The sequence below is a fragment of the Roseibium sp. RP-7 genome (assembly GCF_053005225.1).
This window is the reverse complement of record NZ_JBRKQA010000001.1, coordinates 551,040-576,497: the sequence shown is the minus strand read 5'-3', so window position 1 is coordinate 576,497 and position 25,458 is coordinate 551,040. Positions and strand designations below refer to the sequence as shown.

General features: G+C 59.4%; 24 protein-coding genes and 1 tRNA gene. 13 read left to right on the top strand and 12 right to left on the bottom strand.

The annotated features are described in order from the left end of the window. Positions 1 to 73: 73 nt before the first annotated feature. Positions 74 to 1,105 (top strand): penicillin-insensitive murein endopeptidase, encoded by a 1,032-nt coding sequence (gene mepA / locus ACVDG9_RS02605; protein WP_022999691.1) that lies wholly within the window; start codon positions 74 to 76, stop codon positions 1,103 to 1,105. Between the two features lie 17 nt (positions 1,106 to 1,122). On the opposite strand, the gene ACVDG9_RS02600 is transcribed toward mepA, so the two are convergent. Further along, positions 1,123 to 1,641 carry a GNAT family N-acetyltransferase gene (locus tag ACVDG9_RS02600; protein ID WP_447237238.1) on the bottom strand — a complete coding sequence of 173 codons (519 nt, stop codon included), beginning with the start codon at positions 1,639 to 1,641 and terminating at the stop codon, positions 1,123 to 1,125. A 236-nt stretch (positions 1,642 to 1,877) separates the two neighbouring features. On the opposite strand from ACVDG9_RS02600, the gene lepA reads away from it, so the two are divergent. Continuing rightward, positions 1,878 to 3,683: a translation elongation factor 4 gene (gene lepA / locus ACVDG9_RS02595; protein WP_022999689.1), complete on the top strand. Its 1,806-nt coding sequence runs from the start codon at positions 1,878 to 1,880 to the stop codon at positions 3,681 to 3,683. 43 nt (positions 3,684 to 3,726) lie between these two features. Continuing rightward, positions 3,727 to 4,311: a PhnA domain-containing protein gene (locus tag ACVDG9_RS02590; RefSeq protein ID WP_062490586.1), complete on the top strand. Its 585-nt coding sequence runs from the start codon at positions 3,727 to 3,729 to the stop codon at positions 4,309 to 4,311. A 42-nt stretch (positions 4,312 to 4,353) separates the two neighbouring features. Here ACVDG9_RS02590 and ACVDG9_RS02585 read toward each other — a convergent pair whose 3' ends face one another. Continuing rightward, positions 4,354 to 5,193, bottom strand: a complete 840-nt coding sequence (locus tag ACVDG9_RS02585; RefSeq protein WP_447237237.1) for a LysR family transcriptional regulator — start codon at positions 5,191 to 5,193, stop codon at positions 4,354 to 4,356. 102 nt (positions 5,194 to 5,295) lie between these two features. On the opposite strand from ACVDG9_RS02585, the gene ACVDG9_RS02580 reads away from it, so the two are divergent. Continuing rightward, on the top strand, positions 5,296 to 5,700 hold the full coding sequence (locus tag ACVDG9_RS02580; protein ID WP_447237236.1) for a tautomerase family protein: 405 nt from the start codon (positions 5,296 to 5,298) through the stop codon (positions 5,698 to 5,700). A 208-nt stretch (positions 5,701 to 5,908) separates the two neighbouring features. Here the strand turns inward: ACVDG9_RS02580 and ACVDG9_RS02575 are convergent, their stop codons facing one another. Further along, positions 5,909 to 6,046: a hypothetical protein gene (locus ACVDG9_RS02575; protein WP_167579506.1), complete on the bottom strand. Its 138-nt coding sequence runs from the start codon at positions 6,044 to 6,046 to the stop codon at positions 5,909 to 5,911. A 133-nt stretch (positions 6,047 to 6,179) separates the two neighbouring features. On the opposite strand from ACVDG9_RS02575, the gene ACVDG9_RS02570 reads away from it, so the two are divergent. Continuing rightward, positions 6,180 to 7,097: a LysR substrate-binding domain-containing protein gene (locus ACVDG9_RS02570; protein ID WP_447237235.1), complete on the top strand. Its 918-nt coding sequence runs from the start codon at positions 6,180 to 6,182 to the stop codon at positions 7,095 to 7,097. Between the two features lie 24 nt (positions 7,098 to 7,121). Here the strand turns inward: ACVDG9_RS02570 and ACVDG9_RS02565 are convergent, their stop codons facing one another. Beyond that, positions 7,122 to 8,075, bottom strand: coding sequence for a YihY/virulence factor BrkB family protein (locus tag ACVDG9_RS02565; protein WP_447237234.1), 954 nt, complete (start codon positions 8,073 to 8,075; stop codon positions 7,122 to 7,124). Between the two features lie 473 nt (positions 8,076 to 8,548). Between ACVDG9_RS02565 and pheS the strand changes: the two genes are divergently transcribed. From pheS to pheT, 3 genes are read left to right on the top strand one after another with little or no spacing between them, the layout of a single operon-like run. After that, complete coding sequence (pheS, locus tag ACVDG9_RS02560) at positions 8,549 to 9,631, top strand: phenylalanine--tRNA ligase subunit alpha (protein ID WP_168686433.1); 1,083 nt, start codon at positions 8,549 to 8,551, stop codon at positions 9,629 to 9,631. Between the two features lie 24 nt (positions 9,632 to 9,655). Continuing rightward, positions 9,656 to 10,309, top strand: coding sequence for a hypothetical protein (locus tag ACVDG9_RS02555; RefSeq protein ID WP_022999681.1), 654 nt, complete (start codon positions 9,656 to 9,658; stop codon positions 10,307 to 10,309). A gap of 58 nt (positions 10,310 to 10,367) precedes the next feature. Then, complete coding sequence (pheT, locus tag ACVDG9_RS02550; protein WP_022999680.1) at positions 10,368 to 12,785, top strand: phenylalanine--tRNA ligase subunit beta; 2,418 nt, start codon at positions 10,368 to 10,370, stop codon at positions 12,783 to 12,785. 57 nt (positions 12,786 to 12,842) lie between these two features. On the opposite strand, the gene ACVDG9_RS02545 is transcribed toward pheT, so the two are convergent. The 3 genes from ACVDG9_RS02545 to ACVDG9_RS02535 form a co-directional block, all read right to left on the bottom strand. After that, positions 12,843 to 13,115, bottom strand: coding sequence for a hypothetical protein (locus tag ACVDG9_RS02545; RefSeq protein ID WP_022999679.1), 273 nt, complete (start codon positions 13,113 to 13,115; stop codon positions 12,843 to 12,845). A gap of 270 nt (positions 13,116 to 13,385) precedes the next feature. Beyond that, on the bottom strand, positions 13,386 to 13,706 hold the full coding sequence (locus ACVDG9_RS02540; RefSeq protein WP_447237233.1) for a hypothetical protein: 321 nt from the start codon (positions 13,704 to 13,706) through the stop codon (positions 13,386 to 13,388). Between the two features lie 48 nt (positions 13,707 to 13,754). Then, positions 13,755 to 14,129: a hypothetical protein gene (locus tag ACVDG9_RS02535; RefSeq protein ID WP_022999677.1), complete on the bottom strand. Its 375-nt coding sequence runs from the start codon at positions 14,127 to 14,129 to the stop codon at positions 13,755 to 13,757. A gap of 135 nt (positions 14,130 to 14,264) precedes the next feature. Here ACVDG9_RS02535 and ACVDG9_RS02530 point away from each other — a divergent pair, with 135 nt between their 5' ends. After that, entirely contained in the window at positions 14,265 to 14,909 is a 645-nt protein-coding gene (locus ACVDG9_RS02530; protein WP_447237232.1) for a nucleotidyltransferase family protein, read from the top strand. 33 nt (positions 14,910 to 14,942) lie between these two features. Here the strand turns inward: ACVDG9_RS02530 and pabB are convergent, their stop codons facing one another. The 5 genes from pabB to ACVDG9_RS02505 form a co-directional block, all read right to left on the bottom strand. Next, complete coding sequence (gene pabB / locus ACVDG9_RS02525) at positions 14,943 to 16,799, bottom strand: aminodeoxychorismate synthase component I (RefSeq protein WP_447237231.1); 1,857 nt, start codon at positions 16,797 to 16,799, stop codon at positions 14,943 to 14,945. Between the two features lie 202 nt (positions 16,800 to 17,001). Further along, complete coding sequence (locus tag ACVDG9_RS02520; protein WP_055657396.1) at positions 17,002 to 18,513, bottom strand: methyl-accepting chemotaxis protein; 1,512 nt, start codon at positions 18,511 to 18,513, stop codon at positions 17,002 to 17,004. Next, positions 18,510 to 18,833 (bottom strand): hypothetical protein, encoded by a 324-nt coding sequence (locus ACVDG9_RS02515; RefSeq protein ID WP_022999673.1) that lies wholly within the window; start codon positions 18,831 to 18,833, stop codon positions 18,510 to 18,512. Before ACVDG9_RS02515 ends, ACVDG9_RS02520 begins: the two co-directional genes overlap by 4 nt. A 296-nt stretch (positions 18,834 to 19,129) precedes the next feature. Further along, on the bottom strand, positions 19,130 to 19,795 hold the full coding sequence (msrA, locus tag ACVDG9_RS02510; protein ID WP_447237230.1) for a peptide-methionine (S)-S-oxide reductase MsrA: 666 nt from the start codon (positions 19,793 to 19,795) through the stop codon (positions 19,130 to 19,132). Positions 19,796 to 19,976: 181 nt separating this feature from the next. After that, on the bottom strand, positions 19,977 to 20,291 hold the full coding sequence (locus ACVDG9_RS02505; protein ID WP_145903647.1) for a hypothetical protein: 315 nt from the start codon (positions 20,289 to 20,291) through the stop codon (positions 19,977 to 19,979). Positions 20,292 to 20,976: 685 nt separating this feature from the next. On the opposite strand from ACVDG9_RS02505, the gene ACVDG9_RS02500 reads away from it, so the two are divergent. From ACVDG9_RS02500 to ACVDG9_RS02485, 4 genes are all read left to right on the top strand, one after another. Next, a tRNA-Ser gene (locus ACVDG9_RS02500) sits at positions 20,977 to 21,066 on the top strand. Positions 21,067 to 21,739: 673 nt separating this feature from the next. After that, positions 21,740 to 22,747 (top strand): helix-turn-helix transcriptional regulator, encoded by a 1,008-nt coding sequence (locus tag ACVDG9_RS02495; protein ID WP_447237229.1) that lies wholly within the window; start codon positions 21,740 to 21,742, stop codon positions 22,745 to 22,747. 94 nt (positions 22,748 to 22,841) lie between these two features. Next, a complete protein-coding gene (locus ACVDG9_RS02490) occupies positions 22,842 to 24,473 on the top strand; it encodes a DUF1254 domain-containing protein (RefSeq protein WP_447237228.1) in 1,632 nt (543 codons plus the stop codon). 162 nt (positions 24,474 to 24,635) lie between these two features. Next, positions 24,636 to 25,421 carry a hypothetical protein gene (locus ACVDG9_RS02485; RefSeq protein WP_447237227.1) on the top strand — a complete coding sequence of 262 codons (786 nt, stop codon included), beginning with the start codon at positions 24,636 to 24,638 and terminating at the stop codon, positions 25,419 to 25,421. The last annotated feature ends 37 nt before the right edge of the window (positions 25,422 to 25,458 follow it).

Below are 25,458 nucleotides of genomic sequence, written 5' to 3'. Positions count from 1 at the left end.
CGCACGAGGTTTCGACGTGAGAACGGGGAAAACAGGCAAGCGAAATCGCTGGGCACCTTCGGTGTCCGGCTTCATGGCATTTGCAGCCGCGTTCCAGGTTTCCTGTCTCGTCGCGTCAGCCGCGCCGGTACCGACAGCCAAACCGGCCGATCCTGTCTCCGAGGACTATTCGCCGACCGTCGAACTGGTGGCCGGTGTGCCTGTCCCGGTAAAGAAACGCGACGTGCCGGAAGGCTATGTCGCGAACAAGCCCAAGCTGGTGCTTTATGGGGACCAGCCAGCACGAGACTATTTCGGCGCCGCCACCGGACCTGCTCAACTGAAAGCCCGCTCGATCGGATCCTACGCCAAGGGTTGCCTTGCAGGCGGAGCTGAACTGCCGACGGATGGCCCGACCTGGCAGGCAATGCGTCTGTCGCGCAATCGCAATTGGGGCCACCCTGTCCTGATCGACTATCTCAAGGATCTGGCCAGCGATGCCCCCAAGGTCGGCTGGAACGGTTTGCTTGTCGGCGATATCGCGCAGCCGCGCGGCGGGCCGATGACATCCGGCCATGCCAGCCATCAGATTGGCCTCGATGCCGATATCTGGCTGACGGAAATGCCGAACCGGCGCCTGACCGCTCAGGAACGCGAAGACATCTCCGCTATTTCGATGCTGATCGGTCCGATGGACGTCAAGGGTGCAGACCGGCGTGTCGACCCCAGGAAATGGTCAGATGACCATGCTCGGCTGATCCGGCGCGCCGCATCCGACCAGCGTGTTGCACGCATCTTCGTCAGCCCGACGATCAAGAAGGCTCTGTGCGATTTCGAGAAGGGCGGCAACCGCGCCTGGTTGCGCAAGGTACGGCCGTGGTGGGGACATCACTATCACTTCCACGTACGCCTTTCCTGCCCTGCAGGCAGTGCCGGCTGCAAGAACCAGAACCCGCCGCCCCCGGGCGATGGCTGTGGCGCGGACCTTGCCTATTGGCTGTCCGACGAACCCTGGGTTCCCAAAAATCCCCCCAAGCCCGGAGAACCTCCGAAAGTGGTCAAGAAACGGCCCATGGCCCTGGCAGCCCTGCCGAATGACTGCCGGTCGGTGCTGACGGCCAATTGAGACCGGCTGGGTGACGCCTAGGCGTTCGGCGATTGCATCGGCCCCAGAACCCTGGCAACGAAGACCAGATCCAGCCAGCGGCCGAACTTGGTGCCGGCTTCCGGCAGACGGCCGGCAACATGAAAACCAAGTTTCTCGTGAAGGGCGATGGAGGCAGAATTGTCCCCGTCGATGACGCCGACCAGCACATGTAATTTCATGTCGGTGGCAATTTCGACCAACCGCTCCAGAAGCGCCTTCCCAATGCCGCGCCGCTGTGCCGCCGGGTCGACATAGACGGAATGTTCCGCCGTCAGACGGTACCCTTCGCGAGGCCGGAACGGCCCGAAGCTGGCGAACCCGAGAACGGTATCTGCATCGTCCACGGCCACCAGAACCGGCAATCCCTGCTTCACCCGGCCTTCGTACCAGGTCAGCCTGTCGTCCAGCGTTTCCTCACGATTTGTCCAGGCAGCCGTCGTCTCGCGCACAGCCTGATTATAAAGCGCCAGGATCGACGGGACATCCTTCGGTTCTGCATTACGGATCAACATCATGCTCTCTTGTCAGGCTGCTCGACACATCAGTGCCGATGCAATCTAGATCACACTTTGAGGTTGATTTGCCACGACAAATGTCACCTGCGGGCTACGTCATTTGCCGGAGGCGCCATATCCCTGCCGAAGCGGTGAAACCCGGCATTCGCCCGAGGGTGCAAAAAAGCACCGGAATTCAACGCCCGAAGGCTTCAATCTACTAGGCGAAATCGAATTGCAATGGTAAAGGGGCGGCCATGACGACGAAGAAGCTTTCCAACATCCGCAACTTTTCCATCGTGGCTCATATCGATCACGGCAAGTCGACGCTGGCCGACCGCCTGATCCAGATGACCGGCACGCTGACCGACCGCGAAATGACCGAGCAGGTGCTCGATTCGATGGACATCGAACGCGAGCGCGGCATCACGATCAAGGCGCAAACAGTGCGACTGATCTACAATGCCAAGGACGGCGAACAATATACGCTGAACCTGATCGACACGCCGGGCCACGTGGACTTTGCCTATGAAGTGTCCCGCTCGCTGGCGGCCTGCGAAGGCTCGCTGCTGGTGGTCGACGCCTCTCAGGGTGTGGAAGCCCAGACGCTCGCCAACGTCTATCAGGCCATCGACAACGATCATGAGATCGTCACCGTCCTCAACAAGATCGACCTGCCTGCGGCCGAACCGGACCGCATCAAGGAACAGATCGAGGACGTGATCGGCATTGATGCGTCAGAAGCCTGCATGATCTCCGCCAAGACCGGCCTTGGTGTCGATGACGTGCTGGAAGCGATCGTTTCCAAGCTGCCGCCTCCGGAAGGTGACCCGGAAGCGACACTGAAGGCGATGCTGGTCGACAGCTGGTACGACACCTATCTCGGCGTGATGGTGCTCGTCCGTGTCATCGACGGCTCCCTGAAGCGGGGCCAGAAGATCAAGATGATGGGTACGGGCGCTGCCTATGATGTCGACCGCGTCGGCGTCATGACCCCGAAATTTCTGCAAGTGGACGAGCTGAAGGCCGGCGAGATCGGCGTCATCACCGGGTCCATCAAGGAAGTGGCCGACACCCGTGTCGGTGATACCATCACCCTGGAAAAGAAACCCTGCACGGAAGCCCTTCCGGGCTTCAAGCCGGCTCAGCCGGTCGTGTTCTGCGGTCTGTTCCCGGTCGACGCGAACGACTTCGAGGATCTGCGCGCTGCCATGGGCAAGCTGCGCCTCAACGATGCCTCGTTCTCGTTCGAAATGGAAACATCCGCAGCTCTCGGCTTCGGCTTCCGCTGCGGCTTCCTCGGTCTGCTGCACCTGGAAATCATCCAGGAACGGCTCTACCGCGAATTCGACCTCGACCTGATCGCGACTGCGCCGTCGGTGGTCTACCAGATGTCCCTGACGGACGGTGCGGAAGTCGAACTTCACAACCCGGCCGACATGCCGGATGTGGTGAAGATTTCCGAAATCCGCGAGCCCTGGATCCGCGCAACCATCATGACGCCGGACGAGTATCTGGGCGGCATCCTGAAACTGTGCCAGGAACGGCGCGGTCTTCAGATCGACCTGTCCTATGTCGGCTCCCGCGCGATGGTAACCTACGACCTGCCGCTCAACGAAGTCGTGTTCGACTTCTACGATCGCCTGAAGTCGATCTCCAAGGGCTACGCGTCGTTCGACTATCAGATTTCGGACTACCGGGCCGGCGATCTGGTCAGGATGTCGATCCTGGTCAACGAAGAGCCGGTGGATGCGCTTTCCGTGCTCGTGCACCGCAGCCAGGCGGAACGCCGTGGCCGCGCCATGTGCGAAAAGCTGAAAGAGCTGATCCCGCGGCACATGTTCAAGATACCGATCCAGGCAGCCATCGGTGGCCGCGTGATCGCCCGCGAGACCATCTCCGCCCTGCGCAAGGACGTGACTGCCAAGTGTTATGGCGGCGACGCCACCCGTAAGCGCAAGCTGCTCGAGAAACAGAAGGCCGGCAAGAAGAAGATGCGTCAGTTCGGCAAGGTCGAGATCCCGCAGGAAGCCTTTATCCAGGCCCTGAAGATGGACGAGTGAGAAACCGATTGGCGCGACGCGCCAGTCCCAGCAAGGCCTTGCCATGAGTATTGAACAGACCCTTTCCGACCGCGCCGGCAACGTTTGCGAGTTCTGCGGCGCTACCGAGGCGCTGCGGCCGCTGGATGTCGGCCCCGACACGGATGGCACGGCCGACATGGCGGTTCTGGCCTGCGCCACATGTGCCGACCAGATTTCAGGTGCCGCCGATAACGACCCGAAGCATTGGCTCTGTCTCAACGAAGCCGCCTGGAGCCAGGTTCCCCCGGTTCAGGTTGTCGCCTACCGCATGCTTTCCAGAATGCGCGACGAGAGCTGGGCTCGCGATCTTCTGGACATGCTGTATCTGGACGACGAAACGCTTGCCTGGGCCAAGGCCGGCCTTGGCGGCAGCGCGGGAGAAGGTGACGACGGCGTGGTCCACAAGGATACGCACGGCGCTGTTCTTGCCGCTGGCGACACGGTGACATTGATCAAGGATCTCAAGGTCAAGGGCGCCAACTTCACCGCCAAGCGCGGCACCGCCGTGCGCAACATCTCCCTCGTTGCGGACAATGCCTCCCAGATCGAAGGCCGCGTGAACGATCAGCGGATCGTCATCCTGACGGAGTTCGTGAAGAAGGCCTGATCAGCTCGTTTCTGAGCTGATCAACACGCCCCGGGAGAGCGCTTACGCCGCCTCCCGGAAGACCTGAAGGATAGCCGAGACAATTGTCGGGTCTTCCCGGCAGAAAAGCGTCATCCTTGTTTTCGGCAATTCTGGCAGCCGATAGAATTCCCCGACTTCGCGGCATCCCTCCGGAATATTTCGCCGGTCGAGACAGGCAATGCCGAGCCCTGCGCTGACCGCCCCCTGTATGGCACCGACACCGGTGCCGGTGAAGGCGTCTTCAAAAGCGATCCCCGCATCCTTGAGCGTGCCAGTTGCGAGGCGCCGGAGGGCGCAGGTTTCCGAAAGCGCCACCAAGGGGAACGGCGTACCGGTTTCCCAGGTGAAATCCCTGGCGGCTGTCCAGACGAGATTTTCCTCGAAAGCCACATGACCCGTGCCCTCGACGTCCTCGGAGCGCACCATGATCGCGCTGAACAGACCTGCCTTGAAGTCGTTGTACAGCGTATCGGAATAACCGACCGCAACATGGAGACGATGTTCCGGCAAGGCCTTGCTGAGGGAGGCGATAATCTCCGGGAGGCGGCCACCCGCCGCGTGATCGCTGATACCGCACCGAAGCCGCTTTTGAACGGAAGGACCTGAAACGCGGGCCGTCACCCTGTCATGCAGGTCGATCAGACTGCGGGCGTCACTTAAAAAACGAGCACCGAAGCTCGTCAATCGGACGGACCGGGGCGATCGGCTGAGCAAGGCGCTGCCGAGACGGTCTTCCAGTTTCTTGATCTTGACGCTGACAGCAGACTGGCTTGCCCCCGTCATCTGTCCTGCCCGGGTAAAGCTGCCTGTTTCGGCAACTCGAACAAAAGCGCGCAAGAGATCCATGTCGAGATCGGTCATGCAATCATTCTAATTTATCATTTTTGAAATATCAAAGATTTGTTTCTGTTATCTTTGATGCGGCAATAAGGTTGGCAGCATCACCGAATGACGGAGGACAAGATGCCGCTTACCAATGTTTCCCTGCTGAAAGGCTCCAGGACCGCTGCGCAGAAATCAGCAATCCTGGACGAGATCTATCAGGCAATGCGCGAGACCTTCGGCGTGCCGCAGGACGACAAGTTCATGATGATCACCGAACATCCACGCGAAGATTTCCTGTTCGGCCGCCACTTCATGAATATCGACCGGTCGGATGATCTGATCATCATCCAGCTGACCGTCAGCGATACGCGCAGCGTCGACCAGAAGAAAGCGCTGTTTGCCCGGATCGCAAAGGGCCTGGCCCGCGAAGTCGGCATCCGTTCCGCAGACATCTTCATCAACCTGGTCGAGACAAGGCTTGAGAACTGGTCGTTCGGCCATGGCGTCGCGCAATATGCCGACAGGCAACCGGTCGCCGTTTGATCCGAACCGGACAGGAAGCCGGTCGACCTGATCACCAGGCAAGATAGCGAACGCACTAAAATGCGGGATTGCCTCCCAAAGACAGAAACGGCGCCGGGCTTGCCGCCCAGGCGCCGTTTTCTGGTTTGGTAGTCTTGTCCAACCGGCCTGTCCTTGCGGAGGGTCGATCGGAAGGTTTGGGGACCGGCCTTTCAGCCGGTCTTCAGCCTTAGCGCCGGTTGAGCGGAAGGTCGGCCAGTTCACGCTGGGACATGCGCACGATTGCCGGATGGGACATCGGGTCGGTGCGGTCATATGCGGAAGCCGGACGAGCCGTCAGGTGTCGGCGCATAAACAGTTTCATCATGAGTTTCATTCTCCTTATTATTGTTTTTTGCATGGCCAAATTCCTTCTTTGAATTTAGCTATGCTCCTTATATAGACGCCACTACTCTCTAAAAAAATCGACTTATTCTGATTTTCAGTTTAGCTTTTCTAAAATGAAAAACCTCAATCGCATTCACCTCTCCGGTCTTCGCGCCGTGGAAGCCGTCGCCCGGCTGGGCTCTGTCAAGGCGGCCGCGGACGAACTTGGCGTAACCGTCGGCGCCGTCAGCCAGCAGGTTCACAAGACCGAGGCCCAGCTTGGCGTGCAACTGTTCGAGCGGCAGAACCGTTTGCTGTTGCCAACCGCTCATGTGCTTGCAATGCAGCCACATCTGACCAGCGCCATGTCCTCGCTTTCGACCGCGATCGCCACCACCCAGCGCGGACGGGAAGATGCGTTGACGATTTCGGTTGCCCCGGTCTTCGCCGGAAAATGGCTGGTTTGGCATCTCAAGAACTTCAACAAGATGCATCCAGGCATCCGGGTTCGGGTGGAAGCGACGGTGGACCTGGTCGATCCGGACATGAGCGATGTCGATCTGTGTATCCGTGTCGGCAAGGGACCCTATCCGGGCGTCAAGGCAGAGCAGTTGCTGCACCAGCGGGTGTTTCCCGTCTGCAGCCCGGCGCTGGCCAGACAGATCAAGGAGCCGAAGGACATCGGCAAGCTGCCGATCATCCGTGACCCCGGACAAATGTTTACCTGGAAAACCTGGCTTGATCTCTTCGGCCTCGATGAGAGTATCCTGCAGGACGGCCCGACCTTTTCAGACGGTTCACTGTGCCTGGATGCGGCAATCGCCGGCCACGGGGTGTTTCTGGCCTGGGAAACGCTTGCGGTATATGCAGTGAAGTCCGGCCAGGTGATTGCCCCCTTCCCCGAGCGCCCCGCCACGGGCAGCGCCTACTGGCTGGTCAGCGGTAAAAACGCCCCTCAGACAAAGGCCAAGAAGGCTTTCGGCGACTGGCTGCGGGAGGAGTTGCAAGGCTCCATCGGCAGACCGAAAGGAGCCGATATGGTGGAGGTGTGAGCGTTTTTCGCTCATCGCGCACCTCTACTCAGCACTTGCAATGGATTTGCCCAGTATGTCGGCCTTCACGGCACCACGTGTGCCCATTGGCCGGTCCGGACCAACGGTGCTGTCGCGGCGGGTCTGCGCTTCCATCTCGCCATTCAACTCGGCCCCGAGCAAGATGATATACGCCGAAATCCAGAGCCACATCAGCAGGATGATGACGCCGGCAAGGCTGCCGAACGTTTTGTTGTAGCTGGCAAAGTTCGCCACATAGACCGAGAACCCGTAGGATGCGGCAAGCCACAAGAGGCAGGCGATGACCGCCCCGGGCGTGATCCACTTCCATTTGGCATCGTTTCGAGACGGCCCGAACCTGTAAACGAAGGAAAGACCGGTGACGGTCAGAAATCCCAGAATGATCCAGCGGGCCGATGACAGAACCTTCTCCAACCAGTCCGGCAAGGCGAGATAACTGAAGACAACCGGCAGCAGAAGGGCGGACACCAACCCCAGCACCAGAGCGAAAACAAGCAGGATCGTCATCACGAAGGTTCGGGCTTTCAGCGCAATGAAGCCCCGCTTCTCAACCTCGTCATAGGCGATGTTAAGTCCTTCCATGAGGCTGGCCATGCCCTTGGAGGTGGAATAGAGCGCGATGCCCAGACCGATGACGAAGGCGAAGCCGAGCCCCGCATTCTCGCTGCCTGCTACATCTGCGGCCTGCGCCAGAATGATTTGCGACGCCTCCTTCGGCAGAAAGTTCTCGATCATTTCAAGCTGACGGCTGACCTCGACAGGTTCAACCACAAGCCCTGACAGCGCCGTGAACGCAGTTATGGTCGGGAAGATCGCAAGAAGACCGTAGAAGGCAACGCCGGCGGCGATCAGGTCGATGTGGTCGCGCTGGACCGCGTTCCACACCCGGTAGCTGATATCCAGCCAGCCCATTGGCGGGATCTTTTCCGGACTGCCCGCATCTCTTCCACGTGCCATGTTACCCCCTCAGTTGCCTGCCCACGCCCTTCTGTCCACGGACGTTGGCAAACAGTAGGGAGTTCAAAGGTAAACGCCCGGGTGGGGATTGAGTTCCGGTGCCTGGGGCTCGCCGCTACGTGTTGGCCAGATTGAGGCGCAAGGCTGCCTCTCCTTTTCCGCTTGCCAACGCCTCGCCTTTCGCTACATTGACGCCCCATGAGCGACCTTACCGCACATATCCGCCGTTCCGGCCTTTGCAGTGGCTCTCAGCCTCTTTCCGGGATCGACGTGCGCCTCATCGAGCTGCAGGGCCCCGCCTGCGGTCGATTTACGCGCTAACGCGCTTTATTTCCGGCGCTTTTCTTCTCTTCGGGAACTCACGCAATAATGCGCATGAGGCCGTGGCAATCACCGCCATTATTCGCTAAAAGACCCCGACTTTCTGTTTCGACACCTCCGCGCGCACCGCGCGAACCGACGACCGAGTACGCATGTCCAACCTCGACACACTTGAATCCGATCTTCTGGCCGCCATCGAAGGCGCCGGGACCGAAGCCGCCCTGGAAGACATCCGCGTTGCCGCCCTTGGCAAGAAGGGCTCAATTTCCGAGCAGATGAAAACGCTCGGCAAGATGACCCCTGAAGAGCGCCAGGTGATGGGCCCTGCCCTCAACGGCCTCAAGGCGAAGGTCACCGACGCCATCGCCGCCCGCAAGGATGTGCTGGCGGAAGCGGCCCTGGAAGCACGGCTGGCCAGCGAGAAGGTGGATATCACGCTGCCGCTGCGCGCAACACCGGCGGAGACCGGCCGTATTCACCCGGTCAGCCAGGTCATCGACGAACTGACGGCGATCTTCGCCGACATGGGCTTTTCCATTGCGGAAGGTCCGGACATCGAGACAGACGAGCTGAACTTCACCGCGCTGAACTTTCCAGAAGGCCACCCGGCGCGCGAGATGCACGACACGTTCTTCTTCAATCCGAAGGAAGACGGCGAACGGCTGCTGCTGCGCACGCACACCTCGCCGGTGCAGATCCGCACCATGCGTAATCAGGAACCACCGATCCGCGTCATCATTCCGGGCCGGACCTATCGCTGCGACAGTGACCAGACCCACACGCCGATGTTCCACCAGGTGGAAGGCCTCGTGATCGACAAGGACAGCCATTTCGGTCATCTGAAATGGGTGCTGCGGGAATTCTGCAAGGCCTTCTTCGAAGTCGACGACATCAAGATGCGCTTCCGCCCGAGCTTCTTCCCGTTCACCGAACCGTCCATGGAAGTCGACATCCAGTGTGACCGATCCGGCGGCGAAGTGAAGATCGGCCAGGGCGAAGACTGGCTGGAAATTCTCGGCTGCGGCATGGTTCATCCGAACGTCATCCGCAACTGTGGCCTCGACCCGGATGTCTACCAGGGTTTTGCCTGGGGCATGGGGATCGACCGCATCGCGATGCTGAAATACGGCATGCCGGACCTGCGCGCCTTCTTCGACGCCGACGTCCGCTGGATCCAGCATTACGGCTTCCGCCCACTCGACCTGCCGACACTGTTCGGCGGTCTGTCCAGTTAACCGCCTGAATTTGGGGGCGCCATCATGTCATTGCTGATCCGCATCGTTCTTGCCGCCATGCTGACCGTTGCCGCCCTGTTGCCGGCAGCCGCGCAGACCAGCGACCAGGAAACACGCGTCGCGACACCGACCTCGTTCCTCGAGGCCTGCGCGGACAAGATCGAGAACCGGGGCCGGCTGCGGTTCTGCGATACCTATTTCCGGGAGAAGCTGGGCACCGAAGCCGACGCGCTGCTTTATCTCCGTGACCGGATCACGCGTCTGCGTGCCGGCCACGAGGCTAGCTCGGCCGAAAAGTACCAGAGCTTCCTGCAGGCAATCTATATCGTGGCGTTCCTGACCATTGCTTCGATCGTTCTGATCGCCAGCGACCGGCGGATCGGCGGTACCGCCAAGTGGGCCGGCCTGACCAGCACCGCGGCCCTTCTGGTGATGGTGTTGATTGTGGCCATGGGCTGGCTCGGCAAGTACCGGGCCGAATATGCCGCCCAGGTCGAACTCGGCATCCTGCGGGACCGGATCGAGACGGAAGCTGCCCAGGCGATTGCCACCAAACAGCAGATCACGCCGGAGATCGTGCGCGGCTGGACCCGCGACTTTTCCGACATCGGCCGCCGCTTTGCCGAAAACTACGGCGCTGCGACCATCATTCCCGAAGTGGACCGGCTCGGCAACTGAGGCCTCCACGTCCCGTTTCGCGGTCCTGAGACCGCACCAAGTTTGAAGAGATCGAAAGATGAAATTCACCCTTTCCTGGCTCAAGGAGCATCTGGAAACCGACGCCAGCCTGGAAGAGATCGTTGAACGTCTCACCCTGATCGGCCTGGAAGTCGAGGAAGTCACCAACCGCGCCGACCGCCTGAAGCCGTTCAGAATCGCAAAGGTTCTGGAAGCCGAACAGCACCCGAATGCCGACCGGCTGCGCGTCCTGAAGGTCGACACCGGCGAGGGCGACCCGGTGCAGGTTGTGTGCGGTGCGCCGAATGCCCGCGCCGGCCTTGTCGGCGTGCTCGGCAAGCCGGGCGACTATGTTCCCGGCCTTGATGTCACGCTTTCCGTGGGCAAGATCCGCGACGTGGAAAGCTTCGGCATGATGTGCTCGGAGCGCGAGCTGGAACTTTCCAACGAACATGACGGCATCATTGACCTGCCGGCGGATGCGCCGGTCGGCATGGCCTATGCCGAATGGGCCGGCCTCGATGAGCCGGTCATCGAAATCGGCCTCACGCCGAACCGTCCGGACTGCACCGGCGTATACGGCATTGCCCGTGATCTTGCCGCAGCCGGCCTCGGCAAGCTGAAGGAACGCAGCAACGAACAGGTTCGCGGCAGCTTCCCCTGCCCGGTCGACGTGACGCTCGATTTCGGCGACACCAAGCCGATGTGCAAGGCCTTCGGCCTGCGCCTGGTCAAGGGCGTGAAGAACGGTCCCTCGCCGAAATGGCTGCAGGACCGCCTGACCGCCATCGGCTTGCGTCCGATCAACGCCCTCGTCGACATGACCAACTACATCACCTTCGATCAGGGCCGGCCGCTGCACGTGTTCGACGCCGACAAGGTTCACGGCAATCTGGTTGTCCGCCGCGGCAAGCAGGGCGAGAAGATCGACGGCCTCAATGGCAAGAGCTACGAGCTCGATGACACGATCTGCGTCATTTCCGACGACAACGGCGTTGAAAGTCTCGGTGGCATCCTGGGTGGCGAGCCTTCCGGCTGCACGGAAGAGACTGTCAACGTGCTGATCGAATCCGCCCTTTGGGACGAGGACGACATTGCGGCCACAGGGCGCAAGCTCGGCGTCAATACGGACGCACGCTATCGTTTCGAACGTGGTGTCGATCCCAACTACATGATGCCGGGTCTGGAATATGCCACGCGCATGGTCATGGACCTGTGCGGCGGCGAGCCGTCCGAAACGGTGCAGGCCGGTTCCGTGCCGGATACCAGCAACATCATCGATTTCCCCTATTCGGAAATCAGGCGCCTGTCCGGCGTCGATGTTCTGCCTGCTGAAGCAAACGTCACCCTGAAGTCGCTCGGTTTCTGGATCTCCGGCGCCGGTGACACGGTCAAGGTGGCCGCGCCCAGCTGGCGACCGGACATCGAAGGCAAGGCCGACCTTGTGGAAGAGGTTGTGCGCATCATCGGTCTGGAGCGTGTTCCGTTCACACCACTGCCACGCACCGGTACCGTCGGCCAGAAGGTGCTGACCACCGGACAGATCCGCCGCAACAAGGCGCGCCGGGCACTGGCCGCCCGTGGCTTCAATGAAGCGGTTACCTGGTCGTTCATTGCCAAGGATCACGCTGAACTCTTCGGTGGCGGCAGCGCTGCGCTTGCGCTGGCCAATCCGATTTCCAGCGAGATGTCCGACATGCGCCCGAGCCTGCTTCCCGGCCTTTTGCTGGCGGCACAGCGCAATGCCGACCGGGGCTATGGCAACGTCGCCCTGTTCGAAGTCGGTCAGGTGTTCGAGAACGATACTCCGGAAGGCCAGAAGATGGTCGCAACCGGCGTGCGCCGCGGGTCTGCGAAGCTTCAGGGTTCAGGCCGGCACTGGTCGGGTGTTTCCCAGGCCGTTGACGTGTTCGACGCCAAGGCGGACGCCGAAGCAGCGCTGGCGGCCATCGGCGCACCGGTAGACAAACTGATGGTGTCTGCAGATGCCCCGGCAACGTTCCACCCGGGCCGGTCCGGTTGTCTCAAGCTTGGCCCGAAAAACGTTCTGGCGGTGTTCGGCGAAGTTCATCCGCGCACGCTGCAGCTGCTCGACATTGAAGGACCGCTGGTCGCATTCGAGATCTTCCTCGATGCGCTGCCCGAACCCAAGGGCAAGGGTGGCCGTTCGAAGGGTGCCCTCAATGTCAGTGGCCTCATGCCGGTTCAACGCGACTTCGCGTTCCTTGTCGGCAAGGACATTTCGGCCGAGGCCTTGCTCAAAGCGGCTCGTGGCGCGGAAAAGACGCTGATCAGCGATGTCACGCTATTCGACATTTACGAAGGTCAGGGTGTGCCGGAGGGCCAGAAGTCAGTCGCCATCGACGTGACACTGCAGCCGCGTCAGAAGACCCTTACGGACGAGGAAATCGACGCCGTGGCAAAGAAGATCATTGCCAATGTCGAGAAGGCAACCGGTGGCACGCTGAGAGGCTGAACCGGCGTTTCGCAAGACTGGAAAAAGGGGCTGCGCGAACACCATCGCGCGGCCTTTTTACTGGCGGGCCTGCCCCATCTCTGCACAGACAAGGACGGAACATTTCGGGTTGTCCTTGGTCGGCACGAATGTCGGCCGCACCGTCTGGCCCGAGAAACACTGGTTCCGACCGACGACAAACCGGTCGAACTTGTAAGGGCCTGATTTCAGATTGATGCCCCCGAATCTCTTGATCAGGTCCTGCGTCTGGTCACAGGTCAGTTGCGTGGTATCGGGCTGACGCCTGGTTTGCGCTTCCGCCTGCAGCACAGGGACAAGAGCCGCACACATAAACAGGCCTGCCTGAAGTGTGGACTTCGCAATTAACAGTTGTTTTCTTGTATTATTCTCGTTCATCGCAAGGCCTTTCCTGAGTATTCAGGCGAAGTCATGTATTAAATGGCTATGATTTCCAGCAGTAGGTAATCCGTATTTCATATTTGTGAAACGGTTTCCAAATGCAACACAGCGCTGCCCCGTCCGCGCATGAAATAGCAAGAAAAGCCTGCAAGGCGGTTAAGACTTGTGCCTCTTTATCCTGTTTTTGCAGAAGGATCCCGTTTATCGCTGCGTCCGGTTCTGGAAACACCTGTAGCCGACGGAGCACTGCGGATTGTCGCGCGTGGGAGCAAATTTCGCACGGACCTGCCCCGTTTGCGGCCGGCAATAGCTACCGTTTGCAACGAAGCGGTCAAAGGTCGACTGGCCGGTCGTCAGGACGATGCTGCCACTTTTCCTGACCAGTTCCTGAGCCTGGGCACATGTCATTGAACGCGTGTCCGGACGCCCGGCCTGTGCCATGGCCGGTTCTACGGCGGCAGTGACCCCGAGCCAGGTAAACGCCAGGAAGCCGAAACATACGTTTCTGGAAAGTCGGTTCACATGACGTCTCCTGTTGAAGTCCGGGAGGGCAACCACCCCGGATACGGCTCAGTCATACCGCCAGGGTTGGGGATTGATACAGCGAAGCACGTAGCATTTCGCATTGTCCCTCGTTGGAATGTAGTCCCGGCGCGTGACCTCGCCATGCTGGCAGTAGCTCCGGTTGGCCACATACCGGTCGAACGTATAGCGCCCGGTGCTGAGCACGACGGCCCCACGCTGATTGATCATGGACTGAACCTGTCCGCAGGACATTGCGGTGGAATTCGGCCGTCCGGATTGGGCAGCGGATGGCAGAGCGGTGACAAGCACCGCCCCGCAAGCGGCCAGTGCGGCGATCATTTGTGTGCGTGGCAAGAGGTACATCGGCAATTCCTGAAAAAACCAAACGTCTCCGAAGGAGATGGCGCCTACCTGCTTCATGTCAAGTCGGTGCCCCTCATCCGGTAGCGCGCATATCTGCGGAGGACACATTCGCGTGCATGGTCCCCATCATGCACGGCTCGCGATACGTTGAGAATCGGATAGGTTGCCCCTTCGCGAAAAGAGGATCCGGAAATGACCGCCGATTTGCAGATGGATGTACGCGACGCAAGGCTGGGCGATCCCTATGCCGCCAGTGAGGAGACGCGGCTGGCAGGTCTTGAGCAGATCCTCAGGACCGTGCCTCATGTAATGGAAATCCTGGCCACCGTCCGCAACCTTGCCCTTCCTGATGCCTGGCTGGTGTCGGGCGGTATCTACCAGACTGTCTGGAACGTCCTCACCAACCGCCCCCTGCTGCACGGCATCAAGGATTTCGACATCATCTATTTCGACGGAACCGATCTATCCTATGAGGCTGAGGACGATGTTATCGGCAAGGTCAACCAGGCCCTGCCCGACTTGGCGAGCCTTCTGGAAGTAAGAAATCAGGCTCGTGTCCACCTGTGGTACGAGAGCCGTTTCGGCAGGCCATACCGCCCTCTCGACTGTGCCATGGATTCGCTGACGACCTATGCCTCGCGCACCCATTCGGTGGCGGCACGGCTCGAAGAGGACGGGCGCATGGTGTTGCATGCACCTTTCGGCCTTGCCAACCTGTTCGGCATGCGGCTGGTGCCCAATTACACACAGCCGAACCCGGAAACCTATGCGGAAAAGGCAGCACGGATGAAGGCCCTCTGGCCGGAGCTGACAGTCATTCCCTGGGACAATGCCTGAGATGTCAGCGCTGCTCTCTTAGCGTACCGGTTATCACCCTGCCTTGCGGGTGGTTTCATTGTGTTGCCCGGCTTCCATGTGCCACGAACCACTCGCTTGTTCCGAAAGCAGGCGAGCGCGTATCAGACCGCGCACGGAATTGCCGACGTAGACTTCCTCGGCCTCTTGCAGATCCTGAAGCGTAAGGTCTGCCTCGCTTGCCAGACCACATTCCAGAAGCCCCGCCCGGAAGGTGCCGGGGAGAAGCCCGTGACGAAGCGCAGGCGTCTGCAAGTTGCCGTTCCGTTTCACGAAAAGAGTGGTGTAGCTGCCCTCGGTGAGATAGCCGTTCTCGTTCAGGAACAGCACCTCCTGGCAACCGGTTTCCGCCTGATACCGTTGGCGCGTGTCATCGTAGAAGGCCCGGTTGGTGGTCTTGTGGAACAGGAACCTGTCTGTTGACCAAGTGGTTTCTTGCGCAATCACCAGATTGAAAACGGCCTCCTGACCGGCCGGCGGAAGATCCGTCGACGTGACCGAAATGCCGCCATCCGCCGACAGCAACAGCCGCACACGCCTGGAACCGGCAAAGGTGCGAACATGCTGCAGAAGCTCCTCACGCACGTCTTCTTCGCGGAAAGGAAAGCCGAAATAGGCAGATGAGGCCTGCAGGCGCTGCATGTGCCGTTCCAGAAGCAAATAGCCGTCGCCCGGGTGATAAGCCAGCGTCTCGATCAGATCGAAGCCGGGCGTGTCCTCGCTCATGAACCTCAGTTTCAAGGCGCATTCGTCGTATTCGGGAGACGCGCCACTGTCGAAGATCACGCCGGACCCGCTTCCGGCTTCGCCGCTGCCGTCGTTTCGCAGCACCAGCGTCCGGATGGCGACATTCAGCCGGAAATCGCCTCCAGGCGCGAGATAGCCGATCGAACCGGTGTAGACGCCACGCGGGCCGGTTTCCAGATCCTGGGCAATCTGCATGGCGCTGAGTTTCGGAGCCCCCGTGATCGAACCGCAGGGGAAGAGATGTTCGGCGATGCGTGCAAAGCCGACGTCATCAGGAACTTCAGCTTCGACCGTCGAGGTCATCTGGTGAAGGCTTTGGTAGCGCTCCACCTCGCACAGCCTGGTCACCTTGACCGTGCCGGTGTCGGCGATGCGCGACAGGTCATTGCGCATCAGGTCGACGATCATGGTGTTTTCGGACCGCTGCTTGGGATCGCTTGAGAGCGTGCGCGCAATCGTGGCGTCCTCGGAAGCGTAACGCCCTCGGGGCGCGGTGCCCTTCATGGGTTTGGTCCGCAGGCAGGTGCCCTGTCGCTCCAGGAAAAGTTCCGGCGAGAGAGACAGGATCGTCCGGTCTTCAAGACGCAGGAAAGCGGCAAATTCCACCGGCTGGCGACGCAGAAGGGTCTGGAAGATCCGTTCAGGAGCCCCCTGGTGCCGGAACCGCGCGCGCATGGTCAGGTTGACCTGATAGATGTCGCCCTTCGCCAGATGGTCGCGGACGCGGGCAAAGGCCGTATCGTAAGCGGCCCTGTCCATATCGAACTCCGGCTTGCCGATGGCAGCCTCGCCGTCGCCAGCCACGCTTTCCAGCATAGCTTTGGCTTCGTCGAGACCCAGTTCCGCCGGCGCGCCATACAGCCCGAACCAGAGCAACGGCTCTTCTGTTTGATGAAACCGTTGCCGCAGCTTTTCCTCGAAGGCAAAACCCAGTTCATAGGCAAGGTAGCCTGCCGCATGGCGCCCGTCCGTCTGGGCGGCCTCAAGCTGTTCGAGGCAGCCCTGAACCTCCTCGAGCCGGGAGCAAGTGATCACCTCATCCGGCGCCTCAAACAACAGCGCAGACCGCTGCTTCAACAGGTCCAGCAGCAGGACCGTTCCGGGCGCGAAGGAGGATGCAGGCATCGTTTGGCGTCAGTGTCCGCAAGGGTGAAGAATGCTGCCAGCGTGGCACGTTTTCATTCGCTACGCTGGTTCGTTAGGGGCGGCTCATGGCATTCAAGCGACATCAGGTCAAGCATGCAGGACAGGAGAGCACCCCAAGAACGAAAAAACCGGCGGACTGGCCGCCGGTTTCAGAAGATCACGATCTGTTGCGGCCGTACTCTCAGGCCGCGACATCCTTCAGGAAGGCGGTGATTGCCCGGCGCATGTCCTGGGTCTCCAGATCGAGGGTTTCGGCCGCCTCGACCATGGAACCGACCGAGTGGCTGGTGCGTTCGACAGATTCCCGCACACCGTCGATGTTGTTTGCAACCCGTCCTGTGCCGTCCGCGGCTTCCGCCACATTGCGCGAGATTTCCTGGGTCGCCGCGCCTTGTTCGCCAACGGCGGCAGCGATGGCGGCCGTATAGCTGTTGACCTCGTCCATCGTCGTCGCAATCACTCCGATGGATTCCACCGCGTCCTTGGTTTCCGCCTGGATCGCCGCGATCTGGGCGCCGATTTCTTCCGTTGCCTTGGACGTCTGTGTCGCCAGTTCCTTCACTTCGGCAGCAACAACCGCAAAGCCCCTGCCAGCTTCACCCGCGCGGGCCGCCTCTATGGTGGCGTTGAGAGCCAGAAGGTTGGTCTGTTCGGCAATCGCCTGGATCAGCGTGACGACCTCGCCGATCCGATTGGCCGCATTCGCAAGGCCCGCGACCTTGCTGTTGCTGGTTTGCGCATTTTCCGTCGCCCGGTTGACGATGCCGGTGGTCTGTTCGACCTGGCGCGAAATCTCCGCGATCGAGGACGACAGCTCTTCTGCGGCGGAAGCAACCATCTGCACGTTTGAGGACGCCGTTTCGGACGCATCCGATACGGAGCCTGCACGCGACGAGGTGTTTTCGGCAACGGTTCCCAGCTCGGTTGCGGCATCCCGCATTTCGCGCACCTTCAGGCCGACACCGTCCAGTTTGGCAGCGATATCACTTTCAAACGCCATGATGCGTTCGTTGATGACCTTCTGCTTGGCGCGCTCCATTTCGTCATTTTCAGCGGTCCGGTGCTGCAGCACCATTGCCTGGGCGCGAGCGGCTTCTGCCTCCTCGCGTGCCTTGTCGGAAGCGGCAAACGCTCGTGCCAGGCTGTCGGTCATCCACCAGAGTGCGCCGACTTCCGCAACCACGACAAGCGCATGAAAGACCACGCGGCTGAAATCCGCCCCACCGGGGAAAACGGCCCAGGGCATGGCGAAATTCAGGACAAGGTGGTGCACGGCGACGACGGCTGCATAGGCAACCAGCGCCCGCCAGTCGACCCAGCTGGCCAGGATCGCCAGAACGGCGAAGAAATACATATGCGCGTCGAGCTGATAGGTGATCTGGCCATCCGGCGTCGCCAGAGCGGCCACGAACAGGGCAACCAGCCCGGCAAGGGACATGGAGGTGGCAAGACGCGTTTCGACGCCGGCTCCGAACTTGATCCATGTACCGGTGGCCGCAACACCCAGGAGCAAGGCTGCCCCGCAAACCGCCACGAGCGAAACATAGCCTACCCACCAGGCCGTTCCCATGACCAGGAAGACATTCACCCAGATAAAATGGATCAGCATCCGCGCAAACTTCTGCCGGAACTGGTCCAGACCGGAAAGCTGAACCGACATCTGATCCGCTTGAGACATTTCCACACCGTTCATTTCAACTGCTCCAGGGAGACACCGCTCAATCGCGCACAGGCTTGCGCGATGAAGGAAGACGCCACAAACCCGGCGCCTGACCGGTAAAGATTTGCGATGGACTGTTGTTCACCGGCTTCGGTGAGCGCCACCCAGCTTCTGTCCCCGACGAACAGTACCGGGCCACCCGATCTGGCGATGACACTGACCGCGCTTTCACCCCAGGGCCATGCGAATACCGCGACCGGCCCTTCGCGCGCTGGCATCAACGAGCCGACGAGCATCAACAGGCAGCTGGCCAGGAAGTATCCGGTTGCAAAAATTTTTGCCGAACGGCTCACGAAGTCGATCCTTAAACGCCTATGCGTCAGGTCAATCCTCGCAGCGCAAATTTAAAAAAGCCTGAAACTTCCCTAGAGTATTGAAAGATATAAGCTATGTACGAAATTGTACTTATTTAGATCCTGACTTTCTTGACCCGCGCCAGCTGGCTTTCAATATGGCCAACCTCGGCAGGGAAACGGTTGAAACACTGCCGGCTTCAGGCGCCGGAGAATGCAAAAAGACGGGGCAGCGCCGTCACTGGCACTGCCCCGTCTTGAATTCAACCGGAACCAAGCTAGCGATCGGACTGCCGTCAGGCGGTCTGGCCCAGCCCGACCGGGCATGAGATGCCCGTGCCGCCGATCCCGCAATAGCCGGCCGGGTTCTTGGCCAGATACTGCTGATGGTAATCCTCGGCGAAATAGAAGGTATCCAGCTCCCGGATTTCCGTCGTGATGGAGCTTGCCACGCCACCGGCCTTCAGGGCGGCCTGATAGGCTTGCCTCGACTGTTCGGCTCCGGCAAGGTCGTCGCCTTCGCTCACGTAGACGGCCGAGCGATACTGGGTACCGGTATCATTGCCCTGGCGCATGCCCTGGGTCGGGTCGTGATTTTCCCAGAAGACCTTCAGAAGATCTTCGAGGGAAATCTCCGCCGGGTCATAAACGACCAGGACCACTTCCGTGTGGCCCGTGCGCCCGGTGCAGGTTTCATGGTAGGTCGGGTTGGGCGTATATCCGCCCGCGTAGCCGACCGCGGTGACATAGACACCGGGCAGCTGCCAGAACAGGCGTTCAGCGCCCCAGAAGCAGCCCATTCCGACCACAAGGGTTTTCATGTTGTCCGGATAGGGGCCTGCGAGTGGCCGTCCATTGACGAAATGCGGCTCAGCCGGCCGGATCGCCTCGGACCGCCCCGGCAGGGCCTCGTCCTTGGCCGGCAGCGAAAATTTCTTGGTCAGCATCGTCATGAACGACATGGCTTTCTCCCACACATGCCAACAAAGCCTCTCGAGGATCCCGGGAAGCAGTCGGCTTATTTCAGGAGCTAATGTGGCGCAGCTGCGCCCGCTTTCCAAGAGGCCCGTCACGCAACGGTGTTCGCGTGTGAGCTGAAACTGCCGTTTTGCGACACCTCGTCTGGTGCTGCAAGAAGCCGCGTCAGGCGTAAAGCGCACGCTGGCTGCGGCGCTTGGCTCCCAGCCAAAGCAGCGCCAGGCCGATCGGAGCGAAGACCGCCCAGACCGGCCAGGTCAGAACAGTCTCTTTCAGGGTCTGCCAGACCGTCGGGTCAAAAGACGCCACGATGTGGGCTTCCGCCATTTCGAGAGAGGCAGGCGACAGGTTCTGCCAGACCTGGCCAAGTTGGGCCAGACGGATTTCGGACAGGGCAATGGAAGAACTGGCATCAGAAATGCCGGCAATAATCGCGACGGCGACAAAGCCGTAGCCGAGGATGCGGAATAAAAACTTCAAAACACTGATCATCGCTTTGCTTTCAGCTTTGCCAAAATATTAAACGGAGCGCTCGCTCCAGTCAGGCCTTCAAATATTAGCCGCCGGATGTTGAGCATTCCTTTAGGGTAATATCACCCCGCGCAGGAACAAGATTTGATATTCAACACATTCTTGTGACTTTGGTTCCCGGCTTTCGCAAGTGCTTTCGTTTCAAATGCTTCGAAATAAATTCAGGTAGCGCGGTAGTTGCAGTGCAGCATTTCCCCAATACGCAAGCACAAAGCCGCCTGCTCAGACTTGTGTCACACCGTGGCCGCCTCGTCTCCCCGGCCTATCGCAACGCCGAACCCCAAGCGAGGTTATCTTCCCGCACAGAGACCAAGCCGTGCCATGATCTTGTCGGCGAGACGTCTCTCGACCTTCGAAAACACCAGACGCTGATTCTGCGCGGCCATACATGCGCCCGGCCAGCCTCCAGCCGCAGACAAACCGCCTTGGTACTGCCATGACAGGAAAGATTTTTTCGGTCCAGGCATTGCCGGCTGCATGGCACGTTACAGCCGTTTTTTGCAGCTCGTCCAAGCCCCGCAACCCCTCGACAATCCACAGCGGCCAGGCACCGAAAAAAAAACTTGTTCAAGTGCTTGCACTTGATCGCGCCATGGGTATATTGCGCCCCACTCAAGCGGGTGACGCTTGCGACGGACAGGTGGCCGAGTGGTTGAAGGCGCACGCCTGGAACGCGTGTATACGGGCAACCGTATCGAGGGTTCGAATCCCTCTCTGTCCGCCATTTCTCTTTCCAAGACATTGAAATTACTAATTTTTTATTGCCAGGTCTGCCAGCCCATCAACTTGGCGATCTTTCCACGGCTTGTCCCGATTGATTTCATCCCGCACAAAATTCGCTGCAACTCGGATCATCGCCACTTAGCGTTTGAGACGTGAGTTGTGAGCGAGAGTTTCTCCGCCTTCTCGCATCAAACATTGAGCGCAGGACGTGCAGCTTTCGCTCGATGGCGGGGGCCGCTTCAGAACGCGGATGAGATTGTTCAGTTCTAGACCCGGATCTCCAAGCCTGAGGCTGAAGGCGCCCCTCTTGCAGAACTGGCGCCAAGAACCATTGTGCAAACCTTCAACAGCCTCAAGGCCTTCCTGACCTGACTGAGAGAGCATCATTGACGGGTTCGATCCGTCGAAGATGAAGGAATTCTGAAGCTGCGTTCAGGCAGCTGGCTTAGCGCTCAACAATACGAGTTCGGCAATTAATACATATCGGTAGGTGTCGGGAATGGGCCGCGACCGGACTGGCGGCTTGGGAGCGGTGGTTCTCTTAATCAGCCGTCCTGTTTCAAAGGTCACGACCTCAACCACTGATCGCAGTCACCTAAAATAATACTTATAGAAATCACATCTTACGTAGCGTAATATAGTGTGGCGGTTTTCTCAGGGGGGGGGGGGAATTTATGGGGCCGATTCCGCAAGTTCGAGGTAGCGCCTATCTTCCTTTTGTTGAGTTTCTGGAAGCTGCAGGTGCGACAGTCGAGACGGGTGTCGATAGCGAATTGATGTCGTCAATCGTGCGCAGAAATAGCGAAGCGTTCGTTCCGATGCATCTCGCACACAGGTTTCTGGCTCGCGGGGCCAGAAAGATTGGCCAACAGGACTTCGGGATCCTTGTTGGCAGAAACATTGGTGTGGAGAGCTTGGGGGCCTTTGGCCGGAGTGTTCGACGGTCGCTGACATTGCACGATGCTTTGGGCAAGTTTCACTTGATGTTTCCCCTCTACAGTTCCGCGGAACGCATTTGGTGGGAACGCGATAGAAACAATCTCGCCTTTTTTCTCCATAGCTACCTGCAGAAACCGGATTGTGGCAGCCGCTATGCCCGTGACTGCGCACTGCTGTTGATGCGGGATGTCATTCGACTTGCAGCCGGGCGACATTGGCAGCCCGAAATAGTCAAGATCGATGACCTCGAGAATGCATCTGCACTTCGTGAGGAATTTGGCGACGCGGAAATTCGTCATTCGAAGTTTAATGGTCTTTCTTTTTCGCAGAACTTGCTTAGCAGGCCTTTGCGTCAACCACATTCCTGCGGTTCGAACGCGCGGGATGAAGAGGCGTTCGATGCAGGCGTTCCAAGTGGCGATTTTCTCGGCTCTTTAAGGCAGGTCATCGCAACATTCCTGCCGGAAGGCCGTTGTGGGCTGGAAGAAGTGGCAGCTGCGCTGGGGGTTCATCCGCGTACGCTGCAGCGCAGGCTCGCTGCGCGTGATCATGACTATTCCGAACTTCTGTCTCGGGTCCGTTTCGAAAAAACGCTGCATCTGCTGGAAGATCCGTGCAATCGAATTCACGACATCGCTCTGGAAGTCGGTTTTCAGGATACGTCCAATTTTTCGCGATCCTTCCGGCAGTGGGCCGGTGTCACACCCAGCCAATTTCGCGAAAGGAACATGGGCAAGGCGTGATTGTCCAAATTCAACTGTCTGTCGTGAAATGACGAGGTCAATTGAAGCATGTGACGTAGCTTGTCTGACTGTCGAATTTCTATTGGAGGATGAAATGCAGATTTCCATCGCACACAGGGTTGCTGCAGTCCTGTTGACTGCGGTTTCCTTCGGCTCCGGAGGAATCGCAGCAGCGGAAGTTCCATCTGAGGTTCTCAAGTCCCTGTCGGCGCCCGAATCCGTCGATACGCGTATCGGGACACTCGAATTCAACAAGGGCACCCCAACCGACAAGACTGCTCAAACCGTATTCGATACCATCGATTTCACCCGCGCGCTCAACGCTTACAACAACAGTTTCCGCGGCGCATCGGCTCTTGCGATCAAGAAGGGCATGGAGAGCGCCGGAGCCGGAAGCGGCGATGTCCTCATATTCTCCGAGTTGATGGGGTCCGAGTCCCTGTTTCTGACGGCAAATGCCGACACCGTCTACTATCTTGCCTATCTCGACCTCTCAGAAGGTCCGGTGGTCATCGACCAGCCAAAGGACGGTCTCGGCGCGCTCAACGACATGTGGTTTCAGTGGGTGATCGATATCGGCAAGCCGGGGCCGGACCGGGGTCTTGGTGGGAAATACCTGATTGTCGGGCCGGACTATGACGGACCGTTGCCTGAAGGTGGCTATTTCACCGCCCACGCGAAGACCAACACGGTGCTCTATGCCATGAGGGCATTCATCGCCGGGGGCAACGACCCGAAACCCGCAGTCGATAACATCAAGCAGAACCTGAAGTTCTATCCCTACAAACCGGGCAGTTTCGGCACGCCGATCGCCGAGGCGCTGGAGGGTAAGGTCCGGCTTGCCGGCGAGCCGAAGATCCCGGAAACCAAGTTCATCGAAGCCAGTGGCCTCTCCTTCAACACCATTCCGCCGAGCGACGCCGGGTTCTTCGACTTGCTCAACGAGAATGTCCAGAACGAGCCGGCGACGAGCTACGATGTGGAGCTCGCCGGGCAACTCGCCGCCATCGGCATCGTCCACGGGAAGGCGTTCGCGCCGGACGAGCGGATGCAAAAGATCCTCGGGGATGCGGCTCAGACAGGCCAGGCTTTCGGGCGTGCCCTGCAATGGCAATTTGCCATGAAACATCCTGAATGGGCCTATTACGAAGGCTCAAACTGGGGGAACATGCTGTTCGAAGGGGGTGCCTTTTTTGAAACGCCTCCACCGCTGTTTGAAGACGGCATGTTCAAGCCCTTCCCGCCGACCGGTGCGCGCACGCTCGACAGCCGCACGGCATTCTACTACGCCTATACGCTCGACAGCCCGGGCATGATCATGCGCATTCCGGAAGTCGGCTCGCAGTATCTGATGGCTTTCGTCGATTCCAGCGGCAAGCCCTTTGACGGGAACAAAACCTACAAGGTCGCGTTGCCGAAGGGGATTCCAGCCGCGGCCTTCTGGTCCTTCACGGTTTACGACAATCAGACCCGCTCGATGTTGCAGACGCCGCAGAAATATCCCCGTGCCGGCAGCCAGTCCTATCCGAGCCCGGCGGCTGTGGCTGCGGAAGATGGCAGCACGGTGGTCTATTTCGGTCCAGAGCAGCCGGATGGCGTGGAGCGCGGCAACTGGATCCAAACCGATCCGGACAAAGGTTGGTTCACGATCCTTCGTCTCTACAGTCCATTGCCGGCCTTTTTCGACAAGTCCTGGCAGCCGACAGAAATCGAAGCAATCCAATGACCGTACTTTAGCCCCGTCACATCCAATCCTGACCTTCGCTGCGGGCCGCGGCCAAGTCAGGATTGCCGCTGTACGAGACCTTCGGCCAGCGTAATCCATTCCAAGGATACGAACTTGCGGTTTCCACCCGAAAACTGCCACCCTGCAAAGCGAGAAAGTAAAATGTTGAAGACCCGTTTTGCCTACGCTGTCGCTATGCTTTCACTGATTGCATCGCAAGGTCCAGCCTCCGCTGCCGACCTTGCGGCCGAGCCGACGGTTACACCCACGCAAATCGTGGAAGACAGATGGAATTTCAGCGTCACTCCCTATTTCTGGATGGCAGGACTTGGCGGAGAAACCGCGTCGGGCGACGATATCAGCATGCCATTCAACCAGGTGATCAAGAACCTGAGCTTTGCGGTGATGACGTCAATCGCAGCCGAAAAGGGCCGCTTCGGTGTTTATTCCGACCTGATCTACATGAACCTGGAAGGGTCAAAGACCACAACAGCGAAGATCGTCAGAAGAACTTTCGACGCGAAACTGGATGCGACCATCCAGGGCTTCATCACGACCAACGCTCTCGGATACAAGATCGTCGACACACCAGGCACAGCGATCGCCGGCTTCGGCGGCTTTCGTTACCTGTGGCTGAATACCGATCTCGATTTCTCGCTTGGCAACTTCAATGCCAGCGCGTCTGGCCAGGGACAGGTTATCGATGCCGTTGTTGGTTTGCGCGGGGAAACCAAATTCGCCGACCGATGGTCCGTCGGCTATTACGGCGACATTGGTACCGGCCAGTCGGACGTCACATGGCAGCTGTTTGGTGCCATCGGCTATGAAATAAAGAACGTCGATCTTTTCGCAGGCTACCGGTATATCGGGTGGCGGTTCGACGATGTCGCCGGACTCGATGCACTTGACGTTCACGGCCCGGTCCTCGGCGCAAGGTTCAAGTTTTAGATCCATAACTCTTGCGCCGGCCATCGTATCCAGTACA